Raw genomic sequence first — 22,227 nt, 5'->3', positions numbered from 1 at the left:
AGCACTTACTCTGAAAACTGCATCTGATAAAGCTTATGGTACTCACCCTGCTTTTCGAGTAACTCACTGTGAGTACCCTGCTCAGCAATCTGCCCTTCTTTCATCACAATAATTTTATCGGCACTTTCAATGGTCGATAAGCGATGTGCGATTACTATGGTGGTACGGCCCTGCATTAAATAATCCAGTGCTTGCTGAATTTTTTTCTCTGATTCATTATCCAATGCTGATGTAGCTTCATCCATTATTAAAATGGGTGCATTCTTTAATAAGGCTCTGGCAATAGCGATACGTTGACGCTGGCCACCGGATAATCGCGCACCCGCATTACCTACATTGGTGGAAAGACCGTCTTCTAATGAATCAACCACTTCAGATAAATACGCATGTTCAATAGCGTCCGCCAAGTCATCCGTTGGTTTAAACTTTAACTCACCATAGGCAATGTTTGCTTTGACCGAGTCGTTAAATAAAACGATTTGCTGAGACACGTATGCAAATTGTTGTCGCAAAGAATGAACCGTAATGGACTCAATATCTTTACCATCGAGTGAAATACGGCCTGAATCAGGGTGATAAAACTTTAACAGTAGGTTGGTAACAGTAGATTTACCACTGCCAGATGGGCCAACTAGTGCAACTGTTTCACCCGGATTAATCTGCAATGAAAAATCTTTCAGTATGGTTTTGCTTTGATCATAAGAAAAAGTTACAGAATCAAAAGTAATTGCGCCTTTGGCTTTATCCAGAGTAATGGTTCCCTTATCGACTTCTTCCTGTTCATCCAAAATCTGGAATAAACTGTCAGCACCCGCAATACCTCTTTGCAACACACTGTTTACATTCGATAAATCTTTTAACGGCTTCATGATGTACATAATCAACATGAAAAAAGCTACGAATTGCCCAGCTGAAAACTCACCGTTGAGGTATTGCTTAATAGCAATCCAAAATACAAACGCAAGCCCTGCTGCGGCAATAAATTGAACCAGTGCCGAACTAAAGGCTTTGGTTGCTGTCAGCTTAAGCGATTGACGAAAGTTATTTGAAGCGGCATCTGAAAACTGTTCATTTTCGTAATCATGGCCACCGTAGGTCTTTATAACCTTAACACCTTCAACGGCTTCTTGAGACAGTTGAGTAACCTGCCCCATACTGTCCTGAATACGATGGGATATTTTGCGGAACCGTTTGGCTGCGGCATTAACCACCAGAGCAATTACTGGTGCGGCAATCAAATAGAACAGCGTTAAGCTCCAGCTGATCATCATCATTTTTACCAGCGCATAAATAATAATTCCGCCACTGCGTAAAATATTTGAAATAGCTTGTGTTGCTGCCTGAGTAACGGTTTCAGCATTAAAGGTAATTTTTGATACCAGATCACCCGAGTATTCTTTATCAAAATAGGCAATGGGTAACTTTAAATATTTTCTAAATACTTCAACCCGCAACACCTGCACAATTTTTCGACCGATCCATTCAAAACAATACACCGAAAGAAAACTGGCAATGCCTAAAAACAGCACGGCGATAACAATAATAAACGGCAATTGATTTAAAAACTCGATGTCTTTTTCTATAAGAGCATCATCAATAACGTATTGAAAACCGGCAACGAGTTCTGTCTCAATTATGGCGTATAAAATAGTGCTGATCAGTGCAGCCAGATACATCGGCCAAAAACGAGCCGCATAGGACAGCAATCGTTTATAAATTTGCCAACCGGATTGCTGAGCCATAGTTTATTGATTCCCCGGCTTACGAGTGGCCATTGTAAAATTGTAATAGCCGGTTTTTCTCGACGCATCCATAGCAGTTACCACTGCTTGATAAGGCGCTTTAGAATCGGCACTGATCACCACAGGTAAATCTTTATTGCCTTTACTGACAATATTGATGGCCTTCATAAGGGTTTCGAGTTGAGTATTAACGATGGGTTTTGCATTTACAAAATAACGCCCTTCACTGTCGACACTGATTTCGATAAGTTCCGGAGTGGTTTCTAAAGGATCGCCACTTGCTTCTGGCAATTCCAGTTTTATTTGCGTTTCTCGATTAAAACTTGTCGACACCATAAAAAAGATCAACAACAAAAACACCACATCAATCAATGGCGTCAGGTTAACCGAGACTTCTTGTTTACGACGATTATGAAACACTGTTCAGCCCTTATTTATCCAAAGTGTCGCGTTCACCATGCAACACCTCGACCATTTTTAAAGCTTCTTCTTCCATAATGACCACTAACTCATCCACTTTGCGCTCAAAGTAGCGATGAAAAATTAACGCCGGAATAGCTACCGTTAAACCGGCCGCGGTGGTCAATAACGCCTCTGAAATACCGCCGGCTAATGCACTGGCATCACCAACCCCTTGCATGGTGATGACTGTAAAGACTTTGATCATACCGATAACCGTACCCAGCAAACCTAACAGTGGCGTAATAACGGCAATAGTACCGAGTGTATTTAAAAAACGATCAAGGTTAACCACAACCTGGCGGCCAGAATCGCGTATCGCTTCTTTCATGGTTTCACGGCCATGAGAATGGTTAACAATACCAGCGGCCAAAATTTCCCCCAGAGGAGAAGACTCTTTCAGGGATTTTAATTTCTTCTTATCCAGCTGATTATTTTTTATCCAGCCCCAAACCTGAGCAACCAGATGTTTTGGGGTAATGCGAGACTTTCGAAGTGTCCAAAAGCGCTCTATGCAAATAATCAGTGCGATCACCGAGCAAATAACTATCGGCCAAATAACAAAGCCACCATTTTTAATGACATCAAATAACACGGTTTAAACTCCAAATTCTTGAATGCGGCTAATTTATCACATAATCAGGCTAAATTCTGCTGATAGATGAATGGTTCCAGAAGCGTTTGTGAAGCGGTCGATACTGTTTTAAAGTTAATGCGCCTGAGTTATCAATGATCAGGGTTATTAAGCCACTGCGCCAGGTGGTGTAGGTTTTAATCTGTAACGTCTGATAACGCTGCTCGACCTCGTCTGAGGGATGATTAAAGCGATTTAAATAAGCGGCACTGGCGATGGCGTATTCTGCACCGGTTTGCGCAACAAACGACCAGCTGGAAGATGTTTTACTGCCATGATGCGGCATTAATACCACATTCGCTTTAAGCCGCTCTGGACTCTGATCCAACAGTCGCATTTCTGCCACTCGCTCAATATCACCGGTTAATAATATTGAACGATCTTTAACCGTTATTTTAACCAGACAGGAAGCATTGTTTCTAGAAAATATTTTGGACAAATTTTCAGATGTATTAGCAGAAAACCATTCCAATAATACTCCCTTATCCTTAAAAGCAGTTGTATGACAATTACCCACTTGATCCGCTGAATCTTCACCAAGAATTAATTGATTAACCGGCATATGTTGCAACAGATAAGGCAACCCACCTATATGATCGGCATCGTTATGACTCACAATCAACCAGTCGAGTTGCTTAACACCAAGATAGTTTAAAAAAGGTAATAAGCTCGATTTAGCAGCATTCACCGCTTCATTGGCGAATCCGGTATCATACACCAGCCAGCGATCTTGCCAGTTTGCCACCACACTCAATCCTTGGCCTATGTCTAAAAAATACACTTTCAATACAGGCATTTTTATGTTGATAGGATTTAATGCAGACGTGTTTGTATCTAATGTATTGATCAATGACGGTTCGCGACTCACTATCAGAAAACTGACAATAACAAAGCCATTGACCACCAACAGTAAAGCTAAAAATCCTTGACGAAAATAAAACCAGAAAAAACTCATCAACACCAAGATGCCAATTATCATAATCATTAACTGACTCACGGCAACGGCTTTAACTTGTTCGTTTAGAAATGACAACCAATGGGTTAAGCCCGCTATAAAATAATCGTTCAGATGAATAATTAAGCTCGCAAGCGTTGGCGATACAAAAATCGCAACATAAGCGAGTAAGTCCAGCGGCAAAATAATAAAACTCACCAATGGGATCGCAATCAAGTTTGCCAGTACAGCATTAAGACTAAAACTGCCAAATAATACAGCCGATAAAGTAGCCATACCTAAAGATAAAAACAGCTGTAGCTTCACCCAGAACAATAATCCTCGGCTTGATTGCCCTCCCGCAACCCAGTAAATAATACTGATGGCGCTTAATGACAGCCAGAATCCTTCCTGCAATACGCTTAGCGGTTGCCACACTAAAAGCGCCATAATGGTTAAACTTAATAAACTAAGGCTGGACCACTTGACTAAAAATATCCGGCTTAAGACTAAAATTAATAAAGCAATTAACGCACGTTGTGTAGGCAACTCAAAACCGGCAAATAATGAAAAAAACGTGGTGATAACAAGCGCCATAACCATGGCAAAGCTATGGGCAGGTAACCATAAACAAAGCCTGCGACTGCGACGCCAAAGCCAGCTTAGTATCCAAAAGCTCCATAAAAAGACCAACCCAACATGCAACCCCGAAATCGCAATCAAATGCGCGGTGCCGGATTGCTTTAACATATCAAACTGCTGCTCACTCAATAAGGAGCGGTAGCCCACCATCAGTGACAAATGCCACCCGGAATAATCACTGCTCGAAACCACTTGTTGCAGTTGCTCGATCAAGGATACTCTTAAACGATCATAGGAAAACCTGCTATCTATTGACGTTAGTAAACTGGCTTCACCCACATAACCGGTCCCATCAATACCCGAGGTTAACGCCCAGCGTTCAAAATCAAAGGTTCCAGGAACCATATTCGAGTACGGTGACTTTACTTTTAGCGACAGTAACCAGCGCTGTCCTTGTGCAACAGTCTGTTCAGGGTAGTACCAACTTAGCAACAGCTTGCGTGGCATTAACGGTTTAGAATGTAAGCGATCAGATGATTGTTTTTCAGTGAACTCTGGTAATCTGGACGAGGCCGATTCATCCACACAGAATAAAAAGCTGGCGTGGTGTTCGGATATTTCAGGAATAGAACAAACACTGCCGGTCAATTCAACCGAAAGCCGTTCTTTGCTTAATGGTAACCGGTACTGCAGCTGATTACTCGCATGCCAGTTGGCCCATAGCACGCCCGCTAAACAACCTGCCAATCCAATAATACCCATTCGAACACGGCAACAGTATGATGCAGAAAAAAATAATATAATTAAAGCAGTCGCTAATAACAGCTGAACAGTGTTACTAATAAGCTGGGTTTGCAGCCAGAGGCCACAACATCCTGCTAAAAAACTTAAAGCAAAAATTCGCATCACGATTCCATGTTTACGCAAATAATCAATTAAGAGAGTGTTAATCCTTTATGCATTGTCATTGTAATGACAAAAATTCCGTTAAGGATTGCCCGCTCAGCAATTAAAGTCCACAAAGATTAAAATAATTTTCCGCTGATAAGGTAGATATGTCCATTGTGAGCAGGCTACAATGGCTCAATTATTACCTCTTTGTAATTAAGACTTCTTATGGCTCGAAAGCTGATCAAAAAATTTCTGCCCGATCCCGCTTCAGTTAAAAATAATCGCTTTTTAAAAATTTTTGGCAAAGCACTGCACGATCCGCAATTGTGGCATCTGACACGTTATTCGGTCGCACACGCATTTTCACTTGGGCTATTTTGTGCGTTTATCCCGGTTCCTTTTCAAATGGTGATTGCAGCTGGCGGAGCCATTCTGTTTAGAGCCAACCTGTTGCTTTCAGTCGCCCTGGTCTGGATAACAAACCCAATCACCATGCCCGTTATCTTTGGTTTTGCCTATTACGTTGGTAGCCTGTTCTTTCCTCGACCCAAAGAAGAATTCGCCTTTGAACTGAGTTGGCACTGGCTTGAAACAAGCCTGCACGAAATCTGGCAACCGTTTTTACTTGGCTGTCTGGTGTGCGGTTTGATCGCAGCCATATTCGGCCATGCCGCCATTCGAATCTATTGGCGTATACACGTGGCTAACCTGTGGAAACAACGTGCGTTAGATCGCAGTAAATCGAACCATTAATTACTGCTGTACCGCTTTAAGCAATTTCCCGTTGAGGAATGGACTCTATTTGACCATTAACAATAGTTAACTGGCGCGATGCCCGACTCGCCAAAGTACGATCGTGCGTCACCACGATTAAGCTGGTGTTTAACTCCCGATTTAAATCCAACATTAGCTGATAAACTTTTTCAGCGTTTTCTTCATCCAGATTACCGGTTGGCTCATCGGCTAATATACAGGCAGGCCTCGTTACCAAAGCCCGGGCAATAGCAATCCGTTGTCGTTCTCCACCCGAAAGCTCCGAAGGCTTGTGACTGACCCGCTCGCTTAAACCAACCTTGCCTATCATTTCTTTGGCTGCCGTAAGCGCATCAGACTTGCTGATGCCCCGAATCAATAGCGGCATGGCAACATTTTCCAGCGCACTAAACTCTGCCAGCAAATGATGGAACTGATAAATAAAACCGAGATGATGATTACGCCACTTGCCTTGCTCCACTGCGTTCATCTGGTGAATATTCTTTCCCATAATCACTACATCGCCCGAGCTGGCCTGATCCAGACCACCCAGTAAATGCAGTAAGGTACTTTTACCTGAGCCAGAGGCACCAATAATCGACAGACTCTCGCCGGCATCCACTTGCAAATCGATGCCCCGTAAAACCTCAACCTTTCGACCCGCATCCAGGTAATGTTTGGTGAGTTTATGGCATTCCAATACAGTTTGATTATTCATATTTAAGAGCCTCCGCTGGTCGAGTTCTAGATGCCCGCCATGCCGGGTATAGCGTAGCCAGCACACTCATACCTAATGCGGCCAGAGTGATATTAACCACATCAGAAGATTGCAGCTCGCTGGGTAAAAATCCAATAAAGTAAACATCACCGGGCACCATGGCTATGCCAAACTGAGTTTCAACCCAGGCGACGATATCCGGAAGATTGGTTGCCAGTGCAACACCAGAAATTACTCCTAAAATGGTGCCAAATACGCCATTGACACTGCCTTGAACCATAAACACTTTCATTACTGTGGCGGGCGATGCGCCCAACGTTCTCATAATGGCGATATCCGACTGTTTATCGGTCACCACCATCACCATGGTGGAAACAATATTAAATGCAGCGACGGCTATAATCAGAGTTAGCAGAATAAACATCATGTTCTTTTCCATCTGGATCGCTCTGAATAACGGGCCCTGTGTACGATTCCAGTCGCTGACCCAGTAATCGAGCCCCAACATGGCACGTATTCGGGTTGAGGTAACATGCGCCCGCAGTACATCGTCCACTTTAATTCGTAGGGCGCTTACAGTGTCTTGTTTACGTAACAGCTTGGCGGCATCCCCTATATGGATCAGCGCCACTCGTGAATCCAGCTCAGATTTGGTTTCAAATAACCCCTGAATGGTAAAGCGGCGATACCGGGGCGATATTCCCGCTGGGGAAACCGTTGACCCCTCAACCACCAGCACAGTAATTTTATCGCCCTGCCACAAACCAAGATTTTTCGCCATGGCGGTGCCTATGACAACGCCATATTCACCAGCAGCAAGGCTGTCGATGGAACCTGTAACCATATAATCTTCAATCACCGACACCTGTTTTTCCCGATCCGGCATAATCCCTTGTAAAATACCGTATTCGGTGCCGCCATAAGCGCTTTTAAACATGGCTGTGGAGTCAATATAGGGAGAGACAGCAACTACTGTCGGCTCTTCTGTAATGCGTTGTTCAAGGGCTTGCCAGTCTTTAACACCATCACCACGCTCACCCACAATAATATGCGGCACAGTCCCCAAAATGCGTTCTTTCAATTCTCGCTCAAACCCATTCATCACCGACATTACGGTAATCAACACCATGACGCCCAGCGCAATACCCAACATGGATGCCAGAGCAATAAAAGAGATAAAGTGGTTTTTTCGTTTGGCGCGGGTGTATCTAAGACCAATAAACCAGGAAAAGGGAAACTTCATAAGAAATATTTAAAAACTCGCTAATTTTTAGTAAGTTATCACAGTTTTTTAAGCTATTATATTAAATAATTGCTTTCGTGAGCGTTTGATAGAACTGTTTAGTGGGTGTACAACAGTTTCTATGGCCGTCCTGTTTAGTGTGACTGCTTAGTCTGTATCCGCTCAGTGACTAAAGCGCACTATGCTACCGTCCACCCTGACACAGCGCAAAGGTTTTGTTTAAAAATGAGTATTGATCAAGAAAGACGTGACTTCTTTCGCATTGAAGATGAAGTCACCATGCAGTTAACACCGCAGTCAGCGCCAGTGGGCAATGATACGTCGCCGGTTGATCAGCTCGACTCAAGCCTGCCGGAAGAATTTATTATTCTTAATCAGTTGCGAAAACTGGACAATGATAGTGTTCAACTGATGCGCAGCATTCAGGATAAACACCGCGATATTGCACAATACTTTAAAACTCAAAATGATAAATTTGAATTACTGTCACGCTATATTGCGAATCAATTAAAAGATAATTTTAAACTGCATCAAGTTAATATCAGTGGCAGTGGTTTAAAGTTTCATGACAGTAAAGACTACCCGGTGAACTCGAACTGGCACTTAAAACTATTACTCTACCCTGACTGTTATGGTTTTTACTGTCAGACTAAAGTTATTCAGTGCGAACCCAAAGATAAAGGGTTTGATGTAACCCTTGAGTTCACCAATATTAATACTCACGATCAGGATGAACTGGTCAAACACATTACCCGATTACAATCGCAAAAGCTGCGCAAAGAGCGGCTGGGACACTAAGGAGCGTATAATGAAAACCTGGTTAGTTGCAGGCCTGTTATCAGCCTCACTCAATACATTGGCGGCTACCACACCAATGACCATTGGCTCGCAAGGTGCCGAGACAAACAAAACGCCTCGAACCGGTCAAAGTATGATGACAGTGCGTGAAAGCTTTGGCACGCCAATGCAGGAAGCACCAGCAGTTGGTGAGCCACCCATTACGCGTTGGGTGTATAAAAACTTTACCGTGTACTTTGAGCATGACAAAGTTATTCATGCGGTAAAACACAAAAGCTAAGCTTTTAATAAACGCTTAATTGACACAAAAAATTGCACGTCTTTCAATTACCCGGTTAATCACAGTAAGCAACTGTAATTAACCGGCATTGCTGTTATTTATTGCATGCGGTAAAACACATCTGTCGATCAATCTTTACTGCCGCCAGACGACTCGTTATTGTCACTCGTTGAGCTTTCCAAACCTGCAAGTTGAGGATTTTTCATATTCACATGCAGTGTCGATGTTGGGAACGCAATTTCAGCCCCCTCCTGCTCAATAATCTCAGCAACCTTTAACAAAATTTCCTGCTTTAACTCATGAAATTTAATCCAGTCGGTTATATGAGTGTAAGCGTAAACGAAGAAGTCTACGGAAGACGAAGAAAAAGCATTAAAGTTAGTGATCAAAGCCTGATTCTGATCAATTTTGTCATGCTCCTGCAGCATACTTTTAACTTTTTCAGTAATTGGTTTCATCACGCCAACATCGTCATAACGAATGCCCACGGTTTCAAATATACGTCTGTGTGTCATACGCGATGGATTTTGTACTGCAATATTATTAAACACCGCATTGGGTACATACAAAGGCCGTTTATCAAAAGTTCGAATTCTTGTTTGTCGCCAACCTATTTTTTCGACCACACCTTCTATATCTCTATCGGGACTTCTTACCCAGTCACCAACCGCAAAAGGTCTGTCCATATAAATCATCAAACCGCCAAAAAAGTTTGATAATAAATCTTTTGCGGCAAAACCAATGGCGATACCGCCAATTCCACCAAAGGCTAATACCGCACTGATACTGACACCAATGGTTTGTAAAATCACCAGAACTACGGTGATCATAACCGACACGCGTAATAACTTGCTGATGGCCTCTATGGTAGTTTGATCAATCTGATCATTGCGTTCTTTTGAGGGTTGTTTGTCAATAATCTGACGTTCGGACTCATTGATGAATCGATTTAAAAACCAACCAAATAAACCGATTAAGATCACATTGCTAACCTGAACCGATTTTGCTTCACCTTTTAAGTCAATGGTTAACAGCTCAATTAAATAATCTGATTGTGAGGTTTCAATGGCAAATCCAATACCCAGTACCCAAATGGCCCAAGTAACGGGACTCGACAGTGCCTTAAATAACGCATCATCCCAAAAGGTGTTTGACTGTTCCACTTTTTTTGACAATCGAATATGAACTCGACGCCATATAAAATTGATGATTAACGTTACCAATACAATTAAAAAGATCTCCGTCATCCACGCACTTTCGCCCTGAATGGCGTATAACTTTTCTTTTAAAAATTCCATCAGATTCTGTCACTCACTTGTCATAAGTTGTTCGAGTTTGTAATTTATTAGTCAGTAGATTTCCGTGAGTCGCCAAACAAAACAGAATGACTGGTTTGCCATCGGGTATCCTGTTTTAAATCACGATATATACAAAGATTTTTATCCGACGCCTTCATCGACTGTATGCGCGCCGCTGATGTTTTTATTTGAGACTTGCTTGGCGAACTTTGATGATGCTGCATAACATGTTCAAGGGCATCGCCAGCTTCGGTTGGATGATTACACACCAGTACCATGTCGCAACCTGCATCCAGTGCAGCGCTAACCCGGTCATCAAAATCGCCAACCGTTTCGGCACCTTTCATACTGATGTCATCACTGAATACGACGCCATTAAAACTCATTTGTTCGCGCAACACCTTGGCAACCCAAAAAGGTGAAAAGCCCGCTGGTAACTTATCCAACTGCGAATAAATAACATGGGCAGGCATTATACCGCCCAGTTCAGATGATAACTGTGAAAAACTTTTCAAATCTGTATCTTTAATGGTTTGCCAGTCTCGCTCATCCACCGGCAATTCAATATGAGAGTCGGCATCGACACTGCCATGACCAGGAAAATGCTTACCCGTTGCTGCCATGCCACACTCTTTCATACCTTTTATGTAAGCCGACGCCAAAGCAACAATTGAATCCGGCTGCTCATGGAATGCCCGGTCTCCAATCACACGGCTTGATGTTGTAGCAATATCCAGCACCGGACTGAAACTGATATCAAAACCAACGGACAAGGTTTCTAACGCCATCACTCTGGCATGATGATAAGCACGGTGTTCTGCCTGCTCAAAATGACTGGCTTTTGACTCCAGCTCACGTAACGCGGGCAATTCACTAAAGCCCTGTTTCAATCGCTGCACACGACCACCTTCCTGATCCACCGCCCGCAAAAGAGACGGGTTAATGGCAGCAATTTGTTGGTTCAGTGAGGTCACTTGCTCTGGTGTTTCTATGTTTCTGGCAAATAAAATCACACCGCCACAGGCGGGGTGTCGTAGCATTTCCTTCTCTTCGGAGCTGATGGAAGTGCCTTTAAGATCGAGCATGATTGGGCCGGCAGACGACATGGTTAAGCCTATACAGTTTTAAATTGCGCCTATGCTAACCACTGGATGGGCAAACCGCAATAATAACCCGCAGAGCGCTTGATGTTTTGCGTCTGCATCGTTTAATCTTCCACACTGGAACCACAGTCATAACAGGTGCATGATGATCACAAAAACAAAAAAACTGGGTCATTTATTGATTGCAGGAGCAATTTCTGCAGCAATAATGGGATGCCAGCAACCCGAACGACAAACCCTTGAACAACAAGCCAATGAACAGGAAGCTGCCAAGCCACAAAAACCAACCGCAGCGGAAGCCAAACAATTTGTTGAAGACGCTGAAAAACGCATTGCCGATATCTCCGAATACGCCGGTAAAGCGGCATGGATAGCTCAAACCTACATTAACGTCGACAGCCAGTACATCGAGTCCATGGCGAATAAAGACTACAAGTTACTCGGTATTGAACTGGCCAATGGCGCCGCTAAATTTAATGATCTAGAGCTGCCCTATGATGTTGAGCGTAAACTGAAAATGTTGCGACTGGGCTTAACTCTACCTGCGCCAGCAGGCCAGCCAGAAAAAGCCTCGGAACTGGCCAAAATAGAAAGTAAGCTGAGCGCCATGTACGGCTCTGGTAATACTCCGGATGGCGAGCAATACGACTTGATTGCGCTATCTAACGTACTGGTTGACTCCGACGATCCGGAAGCTATGTTAAAAGCTTGGACAGACTGGCGCAAAGTATCGCCACAAATGAAGCAGCCGTATCAACGTCTGGTTGAAATTGCCAACGAAGGGGCAAAAGACCTGGGTTTTGCTGACTTAGGGGCCATGTGGCGCTCCAAATACGACATGGATCCAGACGCGTTTGCGGCAGAAATGGATCGGGTATGGGGTCAGGTTAAACCCTTGTACGAAGCATTGCACTGTCATGTCCGCGCCAGGCTGAATGAAAAATACGGTGATCAGATTGTCGAGAATAAAGGTGAAATTCCTGCGCATTTGCTCGGCAATATGTGGGCCCAGCAATGGGGCAACATCTACGAGCTGGTCGCGCCTGAAGGCGGCAGCGGAATTGATGTGACCAAGCGACTAAAAGCCAAATCTTACGATGCCAAAGGCATGGTTCGACAGGCTGAAGGCTTCTTTTCTTCACTCGGCTTTAAACCTCTGCCAGATACCTTCTGGGAGCGCTCTCAATTTACCAAACCACGCGATCGTGATGTTGTTTGCCACGCCAGTGCCTGGGATATTACGCCAGAAGACTACCGCATCAAAATGTGTATCCAGATCACCGAAGATGAATTCAACACCATTCATCACGAACTTGGGCACAACTTCTACCAGCGCGCTTATAACCTGACACAACCAGTTCTATACCGCGGCAGTGCAAACGACGGTTTCCACGAAGCCATCGGTGATACGGTTGCTCTTTCTATTACGCCAAAATATTTAAAAGAAATTGGTTTAATTGATGAGATCCCGGACGCAACCGGCGATTTGCCCTTTCTGATGCGCATGGCGATGGATAAAGTGGCCTTCCTGCCGTTTGGTTTGATGGTTGATCAGTGGCGCTGGAAAGTCTTCAGCGGTGAACTAACGCCAGACAATTACAATCAGGGCTGGTGGCAGTTGCGTCAAGAATACCAGGGCGTAAAAGCACCGGTAACGCGCAGCGAAAATGACTTTGATCCGGGTGCCAAATACCATATTCCTGGTAACACACCTTATTCTCGTTACTTCCTGGCGCATATTTTACAATTCCAGTTCCATCGTGAATTGTGCAAAATTGCTGGCCACGAAGGCCCATTACATCGTTGTTCTATTTACAACAACAAAGAAGCGGGTGCCAAGTTAAAAGCAATGCTGGAAATGGGACAAAGTCGCCCATGGCAAGAAGCGCTTGAAACCATGACCGGCTCGAAACAAATGGATGCCACAGCGGTTATTGATTACTTTGCGCCATTAAAACAATGGTTGGATAAACAAAATGAAGGTCGTCAGTGCGGCTGGTAATAACTATTTATATTCTTCCATAAGAAAAGGCGGCATCCTGCCGCCTTTACCTCATACCAAATGCTCATCAATCCTTTTTCCCTGAAGCAACGTGCTGTCCCTATATCCAGATATCCTTCTTACTCTTCCATGATATGTTCTCCCTGAACACAATTTCATGTTAAGCGAATGAGTCCAGCAAACAAGGCTCTAAAATTAAGCGTTATAATTGAAGCTTTTAAAGGTGATTGTTTTTTTCTTATTATATCAAGTAGTTATAAAACAGCTGAGTTTAAATAGTCATTATCACTGTACAACTTCGACCGCGATTGCCTAATGGCTTTTGAGATATTGCTTACACGGTTGTCGGGTATGCGCTGACGACTGTCCATACAATGTGTACTAGCTGATACTTAATCTGAGACCTTAGAAAGTAGAACTTGACCTAATAGGGCAATTTACGTTTCTGGATTTGCCAGAAGCGGACATAACCACCGGCTCAAATCATTAGTTCAAATTTCATTACTTAAAACTCACTCGTCTACGCCAAACTTGTGCTTCTCTAATGCTACTCGCTCGTTCACTCGCTTAACCTCAGACTCAATCATATCTTCCAGAAGCTTTGTGTATTGGTGGGCAAATTTAACAACATTAGCATTGTTGTCATTCATCCAAGGACTGATGTCTAAGAGTTTATTTTTGTAAGCATCAGCTATTCCATACTCTCCTCGAACAACTCCAGTGCTCAATAAAGAGCTGTTTGAATCGCCCCGGTAAATTCGGTACTGGTAAATTGAGCGCCTTGATCGGAATTAAAAATGTCCGGTTTGCCATAATGCATTAAGGCTTCTTCCAACGCCTCAACACAAAAATCCGGGTTCATCGTATTGGATAAACACCAGCTCAACACTTTGCGTGAATACCAGTCCATGATAGCCACTAGATACACAAATCCTTTGCGCATGGGAATGTAGGTGATGTCGGTACACCACACCCGGTTCGGTCGCTCGATGGTTAAGTTTCTCAACAAATACGGATACACCTTATGCTCTTTGTTGGGTGTGGATGTTTTCTTTTGTGGCGCAATGGAGCGTATGCCCATCACTCGCATCAAACGCTGTATCGCTTTGCGATTGATGTGAATACTGTGATCGTCCCACAACACATCGCGTAGCGTTCGTGAGCCTTTATGGGGGTATTTCAAATACAAATTCATCCGGCAGGCGCATGACTTTCAGATCGTGCTCAGAGACGCCCTTTGGCTGAAAATAGGCTGTGGAACGTGGGATATTCAATATCTCACAACGACGTGCCTTGCTCAGTTCATGAGGCATATGTATCGATTCTCGTTGCTGTGCCCGGCCTAACGGCCGAGCACCTTCGATAAAAAATCGATTTCTAACGCCTGCTGTCCGATTTTTGCTTCCATATCTTTGGCCCGCTCATCGGTGAAGCGTTTTTCATCCTGAGTACTGCCAAACACACTATCGGCATTTTCCAATAATTGTTTTTTCCATTCACTGATTTGGTTGGGATGCAGCTCGTATTTCTCGGCAAGCTCTGCCAGTGTTTTCTCTTCTTTCAGCGCTTCTATCGCTACTTTGGCTTTGAAGTTCGGTTGAAAATTTCTTCTTTTTCGTCGCATGGCTCTTCTCCTGTTTACTGATAATTTAGTACAGTGAAATCAATTATGCGACTGTCCAAGATCGTGGGTCCACTTCTATGATATTTGTATAAATACTCCTTGATCCTATTTCTCTTTATATTATTTAATGACTCGCCCTCCTCTCTATAGATGACTTTGATATTACCGTTTGCAGCATCATATGTTTTTTCCAGTAAAAGATCGTAGTTAGGAGTAATTACAGAGGAAGTAGGTAGTTACGCAATTAAGCGATGTATTTCCTGTGGTTCAGCGGTACGAAAGATTGAGCATTTTTCATGTTCATTAAAAAGTCAGCTAATGATTTTCCAAGTACCACAAGCTCAGATGTTAAAGCACTAGCGGCTTTTATTAGATCATTTTCTTCTAGAAAAACATTCGCAGCTTCAACATTCCCTTTTAAGTTCTGTGTATAGTCTCTTAACCGCGACACTAATTTCTTCCATGAAGGAAGACCGGCAGGAACAGAAACTCCAGAGCCGATAAATATAATAGTGTCTTGATTAAACTCTTCGGCTAACGAATCGAGGAAACTCATTAACCTACCTCGCTAACATTTAATCTAAAAATACATATACTCTTCATTTTAAACTACTTATTGAAATAACTATACAAGATGCTCTATTTTAATCAATACGTGTTATTGGTAGATTAATTAGCAATGATAGCTAAAAGGTGAATAAAAGCTATCATAGCTCTACTCTAATGACCGCTTTGACATACTACCAGAAGCTTTACTGTCTGATTATCTCAAGCCCTCTCGTTCAAGAATGCAAGATTGTGTTCAGATCAATCCACTTGGGTTTCACATCTTACTAATAAGATACAAATCCAATCATGTCTTTAAAATTAAACTCACAAACAATTGCGGCCTCTTCAACCTTCTTTCTTCAACGACAAGTAGACTTCTATCCGAAACTCTGTATAAACCTTGTGCTATTACGCAAAGCTAATTACAAATACCTATCAATATTCAATTTTCGGCTCTTCTCATTGGCTTGTTTGACTGCGGCCAACATTGCGTCAAGTTTATCACGATCAAGCACACGGCCATTTAGAATAACTGTATCGATTTCTTGAGTATGTTTAATATTTATAAGAGGATTTTTATTCAATAATAATAAATCTGCTCGTTTACCGGTATCGATGGCACCAGCATTACTGCCCATTAATTTAGCAGGATTTATAGTTGCCGCCGCAAGTGCCTGCGCATTACTTAAACCGGCCGATTGAAGCGAGCTCAGTTCGTCATGCATTGAAAAGCCAGGAACGACTAAGTTTCCACCAGAGTCAGTACCTGCGAGAAGTGTTACCCCACGACGAGCCATCGCTTTTAATAAAATATGATGCGCTTTTCCGCGTGCTTGCCAAAAAATTAAAGACTTTTTACGCTCTTCTTCCGAAGCGCCATGCTCAGGTTCAAATTGATTGTAACCTGGCAACCAGCCCACTTTAAATTCATCGGAGTCTTGTGTGCCTTCAACGATACCGGGATTAGCATACTCAATAGGGATAACTTTGAGCGCCGTTTCAAGATCGTTATATTGCTCGGTGACGCTTTCCATAAACCACAATACTGTGTTTACGCTAATTTCGTTTGCTAATAGGTCATCGATAATGGCATCGCTGCGTGCTTCAACATGAGCAAAAAATTCAGCGCTGCCCCGCTCATTAATCGAGCCAAACTCTCGAATTAGCACCCTAATAATTTCTTCGATATGCGCCACTTCTTTTTGCTGAGTTATCGCGAGCTCAGACAACTCCATTGTTAATGGAAAGTGTCCCGTTGTTGGCAAACCCAGCTCAGCAGCCACCTCGTTCACTGCACGATAACTTGGCATATCCAGGTGATATATTTTGATCGCGTCATAACCTTGCTCAGCAAATTCTCTGACCCTGCTCTTGGCATGCTCTACGCTAATCGTGTTTTTATGAAAGGTAATTATCTCCCAAAATGCCCCCTCTAAACGGCCCATTGAATCTATAGGTGGTGATGCGACAAACATCTTCGGACCAATACGGCCCTGCTCTATTTCTTCGCGCAATTCCAAACGTTCCGGGGGACCGCCCAAATCACGAATATGGGTTACACCATTCGCTACATAGAGCAACAAATCATTCGGACTTTTTAACAGATGAGCGTGAGAGTCCACTAAACCCGGAATCATGTACTTTCCGCGACCATTGATAACGGTGGCGCTCGATGGAATGCTTCGGCCAATTGTCTCTCCCTCAGCAGTGACAGAAAGAATTTTTTGTTCGTCTAATACAACCGTGCGATTCGGCAGCATAGACTGGCCATCTGGCGACAGTATATTAACATCCTTAATCACAGTATATTTGACCGAAGTGGCAAATATACTGTGATCTACAACTTTGGTGTGTGCGCCATATATAAAATTAACGCCGTGTTTGAACCAAAGAAAATAACCGATAATTGCAACGATTAAGCAAATTAACAGGCCAGAAAACCATTTCGTAAATGTTTTTAACATGATTAAATTCCATCAGTGATTGATGGCTCAATTTCAACACGCGTCCATGAACAGTGCGTCCAAACTTATAATCTTAGACGTCCAGAATGGCTAACTTAGTGGGTTTCAGCCGATTTTTGGACGGTTTTAAGACTCAGCAAGCTCCTGTCGATAGGCGCTTGGGGTTTTTCCGGTAAGCTTTTTGAATATGGCATTAAAACTGCTTTTTGAAGAAAAGCCGGCATCCAGCGCTAAATCAATTAATTTACGATCGCTATTTTGCTTGAGTTGCTGACAGACCTCTGTGACACGATATTCATTTATAAACCGATTAAAGTTTTTGCCACCATATTGATTGAGTGTTTCTGACAAATGGTGCACGCTCACCCCAACTTGCTCAGCGAGCGCAGCCAATGTCAACTCACTGTCACGATACAAGGCCTGCTTTTCGATTTTATCTTGCACCAAGTTTAAGACACTCGAGCGCATGCTATGATCTAATACCCCATCTGGCGAAAATTCACTTTTTGGCTTCGCCGATTGCGCTAACTGCTCATCCAGTTGTTGGACATGAAATAGAGCAGGATTGCGCCATTGTGTAATGGCAAAAACATAAACCAAAATCACCAATAAACAATCGGCAATAAAATTAACCATAGGACCAGCGAAACTTGTTACGCTCGACAAAGCCTTTAGACTCCATATCAAAACCATGAAAGTCGCCAGCCCCCAATGCCAGCGGAAAGTGCTTCGGTTGTATGATGACAATGTCTGCTTTGCTTTGGTTTGATAACGATAAATCATTCTGATCAAGAGTGCCCCGTAGACAATCGCTTGACCATATAAAACAACAAGCGTCAATTGAATTGACAGCAAGTTGTCGTTGGGTGTGCGCATAAACTGCAACGCCTTTTGTCCAGAAAAAAGAATGTCATAATTTAGCAAGTAACAAATCAGCAGTGGGATTAGATGAATCAAGTCAAAATATTTTAATGCTGAGCCTGTCATCGCCACTCGACAATATAAATAGCTCATAGCGCCAAAGCTCGCAGGTAGAAATACCAACCAGCCAATCAACCAGGACAATGAATTAGCTTCCCCTGATACTAATAACGGAACCATTAGGGTGAGCGCGAGTAGCAGACAATAAATGCCGAGTAATTTGCTGGCGTAGTTAACCCTTTTATCAGTTACAAGAAGAATAAATAATAAAAATCCTTGTAATCCGCCAATGGCTAATATAGTCATCTGAATGTGTGACATTTATAGTTGCAATATATGTCTGAATTAAAGTGGCGTCAGTCTATCGAATAAGTAATTTAATGTCGAACTGTAAAATAGAGTGTATATAATCTTACCTACCCATATGCTTATTAACTTGAACATTTGGCATAGATTTAAAATCAACACTCACCTAAGCCAACATTAATATCCTTCATATATTGATATAAAATTTGATCTTGCAGTCGTGACGACTGCTTTAACTGACTTGCTACCCCTCGTTGATCATCAGGGCTGCGATGCTGTCCTAACTTCTGTTTCCCTACTATTCGCTCAATGATAATTTCAAAGCCAACAATAGCTGTGGCTAATTTATCGCGATACTCATCGGGTATAATGGACTTGTTATGAGTAAGTTCTGGCTCAAAGGTTAATAACATTTGTTCGAGACACGCCAATGTTGCGTCAGAACTTAATAAGTTAAGCCTACCTTCAACATGAACCACAGCGTAATTCCAGGTGGGTACTGCCGGTTTGTTTGCATACCAGGTTGGAGAAATGTAGGCATGAGGCTCGTTAAAAATGGCCAGTACCGGCGATTTATCGGCCTCTTTCCAATGATGATTTGAGCGAGCAAAATGCCCATACAACACCCCTTTTTCACCTTTATCGCTATCAAGTACTAATGGTAAGTGAGAAGCATCAAAGTTTTGACTTACCAAGGTTGCAAAGGGAAACTGCTTGATAAAGTCATAGGGTTGTTCTGGCTGTTTCATTTGCCATTTTTTGGGTACATCAATCATTATGGGTCCATTAGTTCTATTATAAAATATGTGTATATTAAGTGATCAATCACTTTTTAAGACTCTTTGCTATAGTTCTAGTCGGTAGTGTTTTAACCTGTCACTATACTAAACTGTTTAAAAACAATTTGCTGAATGATTTTAAAGTGGTTCAGGGATCCAAAATAAAAAAGCCTTATTTGCATAACATAGAGAATTAAAACTTGACTGAAAAACGGACCAACAATATCAATACCGACAGTGTCGTTGACTTTTGCAGTATCTCAAGACTGCAAAAAATAGCTCTGATTTTGTTTGTTCTGTGCTGTCTGTCATTATCCGGTTTGGCATCGGTGTATTTAAGCAATGATTTCCGTGTTTATTTTAGCGAACAAAACCCGCAGCTCGATGCCTTTGATCAATTTGAAGAGCAGTTTGGATCACACGACAGTATTGCCTTATTGGCAGAGCTTAAACACGGCAGTTGGTTAACCCGAAACAACCTCGATAAGCTTGAACACTATACCCAGGAACTGTGGCAATTAAACACGGTAACCCGTGTTAACTCGCTGACCAATTATCAATACACATACGCCGAACAAGATACATTATATACCCGCGCTTTGAGTGAGTTAGACGCTCAGCCAGAAGCTTTACGTGATGCCATTGCCAGTGATCCACAATTAAATGACAGTTATCTTTCGCCCGATGAAACACTGGCCGTGGTCCACGCCAGTCTTGATTTAGACGGGCAGTCCGGCAAAGACATTAAACAACTGCATCAACAAGCATTAGACTTAATGCAGAGTTTTACAGAACAATCTCCGGACATTAACTTTCATCTTGTGGGCTCCATAGTTTCAAATGTCACTCTTGAAAACGCCGTAAAGAATGATTTGTTAACGCTTGTACCCATCAGTTACCTGGTGATCACCCTTGGATTGCTACTGTTTTTTAGAAGCGTAAAAGCCACAGTGTTTACACTGGTGATCACAACCTTAAGCATTTTGTTTACATTCAGTCTGTTTTCCTTATTTAAACAGGAATTCACGCCTGTGGCGGGTTTTGTTCCATCGGTGGTGCTTACACTGGCAGTAGCCGACTGTGTCCATTACCTCACCAGTTACCGATACTTGATGCGGGTTGATGGCTTATCAGCAGCCAAAGCCAACAGAGAAGCGTTTCGGATTAACTTGGCACCTATTTCTATTACCAGCATCACCACTGCAGTGGGGGTGTTGTTTTTAAACGTCAGTGATTCGCCGCCCTATCAGGATCTCGGCAATATGGTGGCCATTGGCGTCACCCTTGCCTGGGTATTCACCATCTGTTTGCTGCCCGTGGCTTTACATTACTGGCCCATACAATTTAAACAGCAGAAATCCTCATCATCATTGTTAACCTTGTTTTCACATAAGGTCATTCAGCATAGAAAGCTCATCACCCTGACATTAATTTCGGTTATTTTAGTCGCTGGTTGGGGCATAAGCCGCTTAACGATTAGCGAAAACTGGAGCAAATACTTTTCTGACCGTTTTGAGTTAGCCAGAGCGGTAAATTTATTAAAAAACAAATTTGATCGCTTGCACCGCTACGAGTTGGTGATGGACAGCGAACAAGTTTCCGTTAACTCTCCCGATTATTTATCGGTGCTGGATCAATTGCTGAACCACCTCGAAAATCAGCAAACGATTAAGCATATTCAAAGCTATGGCTATACCCTTAAACGACTTAACCAGAACATGCACGCCGATCAAGCGGATTACTTTAAGATGCCAGACTCGCAACCTCTGGCTGCGCAATATTTATTGTTATACGAATTGTCGCTGCCCGAAGGGCTGGGTGTGGATCAATGGGTCATCGATGATCGCTCAGCTTCAAGAACCAGTATTTTATTACAGCCAATGGACTCGGAGCAGTTGATCGAATTTGAACAGTCGTTGATGCAGTTTTTTAATTCAATAACGAAGGATGGCATCACATTAAAATTGTCCGGCATGGATCATATTTTTGCACACATTGCCCACCGTAATATTGTTCAAATGATCCTCGGCAGTGTTATTGCGCTATTAGTGATCAGTGCCTTAATCGGCGTTGTATTAAAGTCCTTCAAATACGGCGCCATAAGCCTGTTGCCAAATTTAATTCCCGGTTTTATCGCTTATGGCCTTTGGGGACTAACCGCAGGCTATATCGATCTGGCGCTGTCTGTGGTGATTTGTATGAGCCTTGGTATTATTGTCGATGATAGCGTACACTTTTTAACCAAATACGCCAGAGCCAGACATCAGCTGAACAAATCCACGCAACAATCCATCGATTATGCATTTCATATTGTTGGTAAAGCCTTAATCACCACCACTGTGATACTGGTCGCCGGCTTTGCGACCCTTATGGCATCTCCTCTTACGCCCACCAGCAGTACTGGCGCCCTGTTGTGTCTGACATTACTGGTGGCCCTGATTATCGACTTTACCTTGCTGCCGATAGCTCTGAAAAAGCTGGATGAACGCTCAAAGTCTTGATCTATGCAGACAAACATATAGATAGCAGTCTCTATCAATAAATTCTGATCAGACTAATTAACTCAATTAAGTCTCGATTATTGAAAATCACGAGCTATTATTGACAAATCAACCCCTTTTAATGATAATGATTATCGTTCGCACAA

General features: G+C 42.8%; 19 protein-coding genes and 1 pseudogene. 5 read left to right on the top strand and 15 right to left on the bottom strand.

Going from position 1 to position 22,227, the window contains the following annotated elements:
- Positions 1 to 5 precede the first annotated feature (5 nt).
- From msbA to C8D97_RS09840, 4 genes are read right to left on the bottom strand one after another with little or no spacing between them, the layout of a single operon-like run.
- The gene (gene msbA / locus C8D97_RS09855) at positions 6 to 1,742 is read right to left on the bottom strand and encodes a lipid A export permease/ATP-binding protein MsbA (RefSeq protein WP_109763606.1); all 1,737 of its coding nucleotides are present in this window, start codon (positions 1,740 to 1,742) and stop codon (positions 6 to 8) included.
- A gap of 3 nt (positions 1,743 to 1,745) precedes the next feature.
- The gene (locus C8D97_RS09850; protein WP_109763605.1) at positions 1,746 to 2,162 is read right to left on the bottom strand and encodes an ExbD/TolR family protein; all 417 of its coding nucleotides are present in this window, start codon (positions 2,160 to 2,162) and stop codon (positions 1,746 to 1,748) included.
- A 10-nt stretch (positions 2,163 to 2,172) separates the two neighbouring features.
- Positions 2,173 to 2,796: a MotA/TolQ/ExbB proton channel family protein gene (locus C8D97_RS09845; protein ID WP_109763604.1), complete on the bottom strand. Its 624-nt coding sequence runs from the start codon at positions 2,794 to 2,796 to the stop codon at positions 2,173 to 2,175.
- A gap of 49 nt (positions 2,797 to 2,845) precedes the next feature.
- Positions 2,846 to 5,257 (bottom strand): DNA internalization-related competence protein ComEC/Rec2, encoded by a 2,412-nt coding sequence (locus C8D97_RS09840; protein ID WP_109763603.1) that lies wholly within the window; start codon positions 5,255 to 5,257, stop codon positions 2,846 to 2,848.
- A gap of 210 nt (positions 5,258 to 5,467) precedes the next feature.
- Between C8D97_RS09840 and C8D97_RS09835 the strand changes: the two genes are divergently transcribed.
- Complete coding sequence (locus C8D97_RS09835) at positions 5,468 to 5,995, top strand: DUF2062 domain-containing protein (protein WP_109763602.1); 528 nt, start codon at positions 5,468 to 5,470, stop codon at positions 5,993 to 5,995.
- A 16-nt stretch (positions 5,996 to 6,011) separates the two neighbouring features.
- On the opposite strand, the gene lolD is transcribed toward C8D97_RS09835, so the two are convergent.
- Positions 6,012 to 6,713: a lipoprotein-releasing ABC transporter ATP-binding protein LolD gene (lolD, locus tag C8D97_RS09830; protein WP_109763601.1), complete on the bottom strand. Its 702-nt coding sequence runs from the start codon at positions 6,711 to 6,713 to the stop codon at positions 6,012 to 6,014.
- Entirely contained in the window at positions 6,706 to 7,956 is a 1,251-nt protein-coding gene (locus tag C8D97_RS09825) for a lipoprotein-releasing ABC transporter permease subunit (RefSeq protein WP_109763600.1), read from the bottom strand. Before C8D97_RS09825 ends, lolD begins: the two co-directional genes overlap by 8 nt.
- Before the next feature lie 225 nt (positions 7,957 to 8,181).
- Here C8D97_RS09825 and C8D97_RS09820 point away from each other — a divergent pair, with 225 nt between their 5' ends.
- Positions 8,182 to 8,754 carry a PilZ domain-containing protein gene (locus C8D97_RS09820; protein WP_109763599.1) on the top strand — a complete coding sequence of 191 codons (573 nt, stop codon included), beginning with the start codon at positions 8,182 to 8,184 and terminating at the stop codon, positions 8,752 to 8,754.
- A gap of 10 nt (positions 8,755 to 8,764) precedes the next feature.
- Positions 8,765 to 9,034, top strand: a complete 270-nt coding sequence (locus C8D97_RS09815) for a phosphodiesterase (protein WP_109763598.1) — start codon at positions 8,765 to 8,767, stop codon at positions 9,032 to 9,034.
- Between the two features lie 128 nt (positions 9,035 to 9,162).
- Here the strand turns inward: C8D97_RS09815 and C8D97_RS09810 are convergent, their stop codons facing one another.
- Both C8D97_RS09810 and nagZ read right to left on the bottom strand, forming a co-directional pair.
- The gene (locus C8D97_RS09810; RefSeq protein WP_109763597.1) at positions 9,163 to 10,332 is read right to left on the bottom strand and encodes a mechanosensitive ion channel family protein; all 1,170 of its coding nucleotides are present in this window, start codon (positions 10,330 to 10,332) and stop codon (positions 9,163 to 9,165) included.
- 47 nt (positions 10,333 to 10,379) lie between these two features.
- Entirely contained in the window at positions 10,380 to 11,438 is a 1,059-nt protein-coding gene (gene nagZ / locus C8D97_RS09805) for a beta-N-acetylhexosaminidase (RefSeq protein WP_109763596.1), read from the bottom strand.
- Positions 11,439 to 11,580: 142 nt separating this feature from the next.
- Here nagZ and C8D97_RS09800 point away from each other — a divergent pair, with 142 nt between their 5' ends.
- A complete protein-coding gene (locus tag C8D97_RS09800; RefSeq protein ID WP_245411424.1) occupies positions 11,581 to 13,437 on the top strand; it encodes a M2 family metallopeptidase in 1,857 nt (618 codons plus the stop codon).
- A gap of 512 nt (positions 13,438 to 13,949) precedes the next feature.
- On the opposite strand, the gene C8D97_RS09795 is transcribed toward C8D97_RS09800, so the two are convergent.
- From C8D97_RS09795 to C8D97_RS09765, 7 genes and pseudogenes are all read right to left on the bottom strand, one after another.
- Positions 13,950 to 14,165, bottom strand: a complete 216-nt coding sequence (locus C8D97_RS09795) for a hypothetical protein (protein ID WP_109763595.1) — start codon at positions 14,163 to 14,165, stop codon at positions 13,950 to 13,952.
- 11 nt (positions 14,166 to 14,176) lie between these two features.
- Positions 14,177 to 14,632 (bottom strand): annotated as a pseudogene (locus C8D97_RS09790) (transposase); the annotation flags it as partial.
- A gap of 147 nt (positions 14,633 to 14,779) precedes the next feature.
- Complete coding sequence (locus C8D97_RS09785) at positions 14,780 to 15,061, bottom strand: transposase (protein ID WP_109763593.1); 282 nt, start codon at positions 15,059 to 15,061, stop codon at positions 14,780 to 14,782.
- A 244-nt stretch (positions 15,062 to 15,305) separates the two neighbouring features.
- Positions 15,306 to 15,617, bottom strand: a complete 312-nt coding sequence (locus C8D97_RS09780; RefSeq protein WP_109763592.1) for an SIR2 family protein — start codon at positions 15,615 to 15,617, stop codon at positions 15,306 to 15,308.
- A 415-nt stretch (positions 15,618 to 16,032) separates the two neighbouring features.
- Complete coding sequence (locus C8D97_RS09775; RefSeq protein WP_109763591.1) at positions 16,033 to 17,574, bottom strand: amidohydrolase family protein; 1,542 nt, start codon at positions 17,572 to 17,574, stop codon at positions 16,033 to 16,035.
- A gap of 126 nt (positions 17,575 to 17,700) precedes the next feature.
- Positions 17,701 to 18,816, bottom strand: a complete 1,116-nt coding sequence (locus C8D97_RS09770) for a helix-turn-helix domain-containing protein (RefSeq protein WP_109763590.1) — start codon at positions 18,814 to 18,816, stop codon at positions 17,701 to 17,703.
- Positions 18,817 to 18,956: 140 nt separating this feature from the next.
- Positions 18,957 to 19,577, bottom strand: coding sequence for an FMN-binding negative transcriptional regulator (locus tag C8D97_RS09765; protein ID WP_109763589.1), 621 nt, complete (start codon positions 19,575 to 19,577; stop codon positions 18,957 to 18,959).
- Positions 19,578 to 19,780: 203 nt separating this feature from the next.
- On the opposite strand from C8D97_RS09765, the gene C8D97_RS09760 reads away from it, so the two are divergent.
- Complete coding sequence (locus tag C8D97_RS09760; protein ID WP_109763588.1) at positions 19,781 to 22,081, top strand: efflux RND transporter permease subunit; 2,301 nt, start codon at positions 19,781 to 19,783, stop codon at positions 22,079 to 22,081.
- Positions 22,082 to 22,227 lie beyond the last annotated feature (146 nt).

It is taken from the genome of Pleionea mediterranea (assembly GCF_003148745.1).
In the GTDB taxonomy this organism is placed as follows: domain Bacteria; phylum Pseudomonadota; class Gammaproteobacteria; order Enterobacterales; family Kangiellaceae; genus Pleionea; species Pleionea mediterranea.
This window is presented reverse-complemented; position numbering and strand designations above follow the sequence as displayed.

Coding starts and splice junctions, on each gene's coding strand:
- msbA (WP_109763606.1), bottom strand. CDS start 1,742: ATGGCTCAGCAATCCGGTTGGCAAATTTATAAACGATTGCTGTCCTAT.
- C8D97_RS09840 (WP_109763603.1), bottom strand. CDS start 5,257: ATGCGAATTTTTGCTTTAAGTTTTTTAGCAGGATGTTGTGGCCTCTGG.
- C8D97_RS09835 (WP_109763602.1), top strand. CDS start 5,468: ATGGCTCGAAAGCTGATCAAAAAATTTCTGCCCGATCCCGCTTCAGTT.
- lolD (WP_109763601.1), bottom strand. CDS start 6,713: ATGAATAATCAAACTGTATTGGAATGCCATAAACTCACCAAACATTAC.
- C8D97_RS09825 (WP_109763600.1), bottom strand. CDS start 7,956: ATGAAGTTTCCCTTTTCCTGGTTTATTGGTCTTAGATACACCCGCGCC.
- C8D97_RS09820 (WP_109763599.1), top strand. CDS start 8,182: ATGAGTATTGATCAAGAAAGACGTGACTTCTTTCGCATTGAAGATGAA.
- C8D97_RS09815 (WP_109763598.1), top strand. CDS start 8,765: ATGAAAACCTGGTTAGTTGCAGGCCTGTTATCAGCCTCACTCAATACA.
- C8D97_RS09810 (WP_109763597.1), bottom strand. CDS start 10,332: ATGGAATTTTTAAAAGAAAAGTTATACGCCATTCAGGGCGAAAGTGCG.
- nagZ (WP_109763596.1), bottom strand. CDS start 11,438: ATGTCGTCTGCCGGCCCAATCATGCTCGATCTTAAAGGCACTTCCATC.
- C8D97_RS09800 (WP_245411424.1), top strand. CDS start 11,581: ATGATCACAAAAACAAAAAAACTGGGTCATTTATTGATTGCAGGAGCA.
- C8D97_RS09785 (WP_109763593.1), bottom strand. CDS start 15,061: ATGCGACGAAAAAGAAGAAATTTTCAACCGAACTTCAAAGCCAAAGTA.
- C8D97_RS09780 (WP_109763592.1), bottom strand. CDS start 15,617: ATGAGTTTCCTCGATTCGTTAGCCGAAGAGTTTAATCAAGACACTATT.
- C8D97_RS09775 (WP_109763591.1), bottom strand. CDS start 17,574: ATGTTAAAAACATTTACGAAATGGTTTTCTGGCCTGTTAATTTGCTTA.
- C8D97_RS09770 (WP_109763590.1), bottom strand. CDS start 18,816: ATGTCACACATTCAGATGACTATATTAGCCATTGGCGGATTACAAGGA.
- C8D97_RS09765 (WP_109763589.1), bottom strand. CDS start 19,577: ATGATTGATGTACCCAAAAAATGGCAAATGAAACAGCCAGAACAACCC.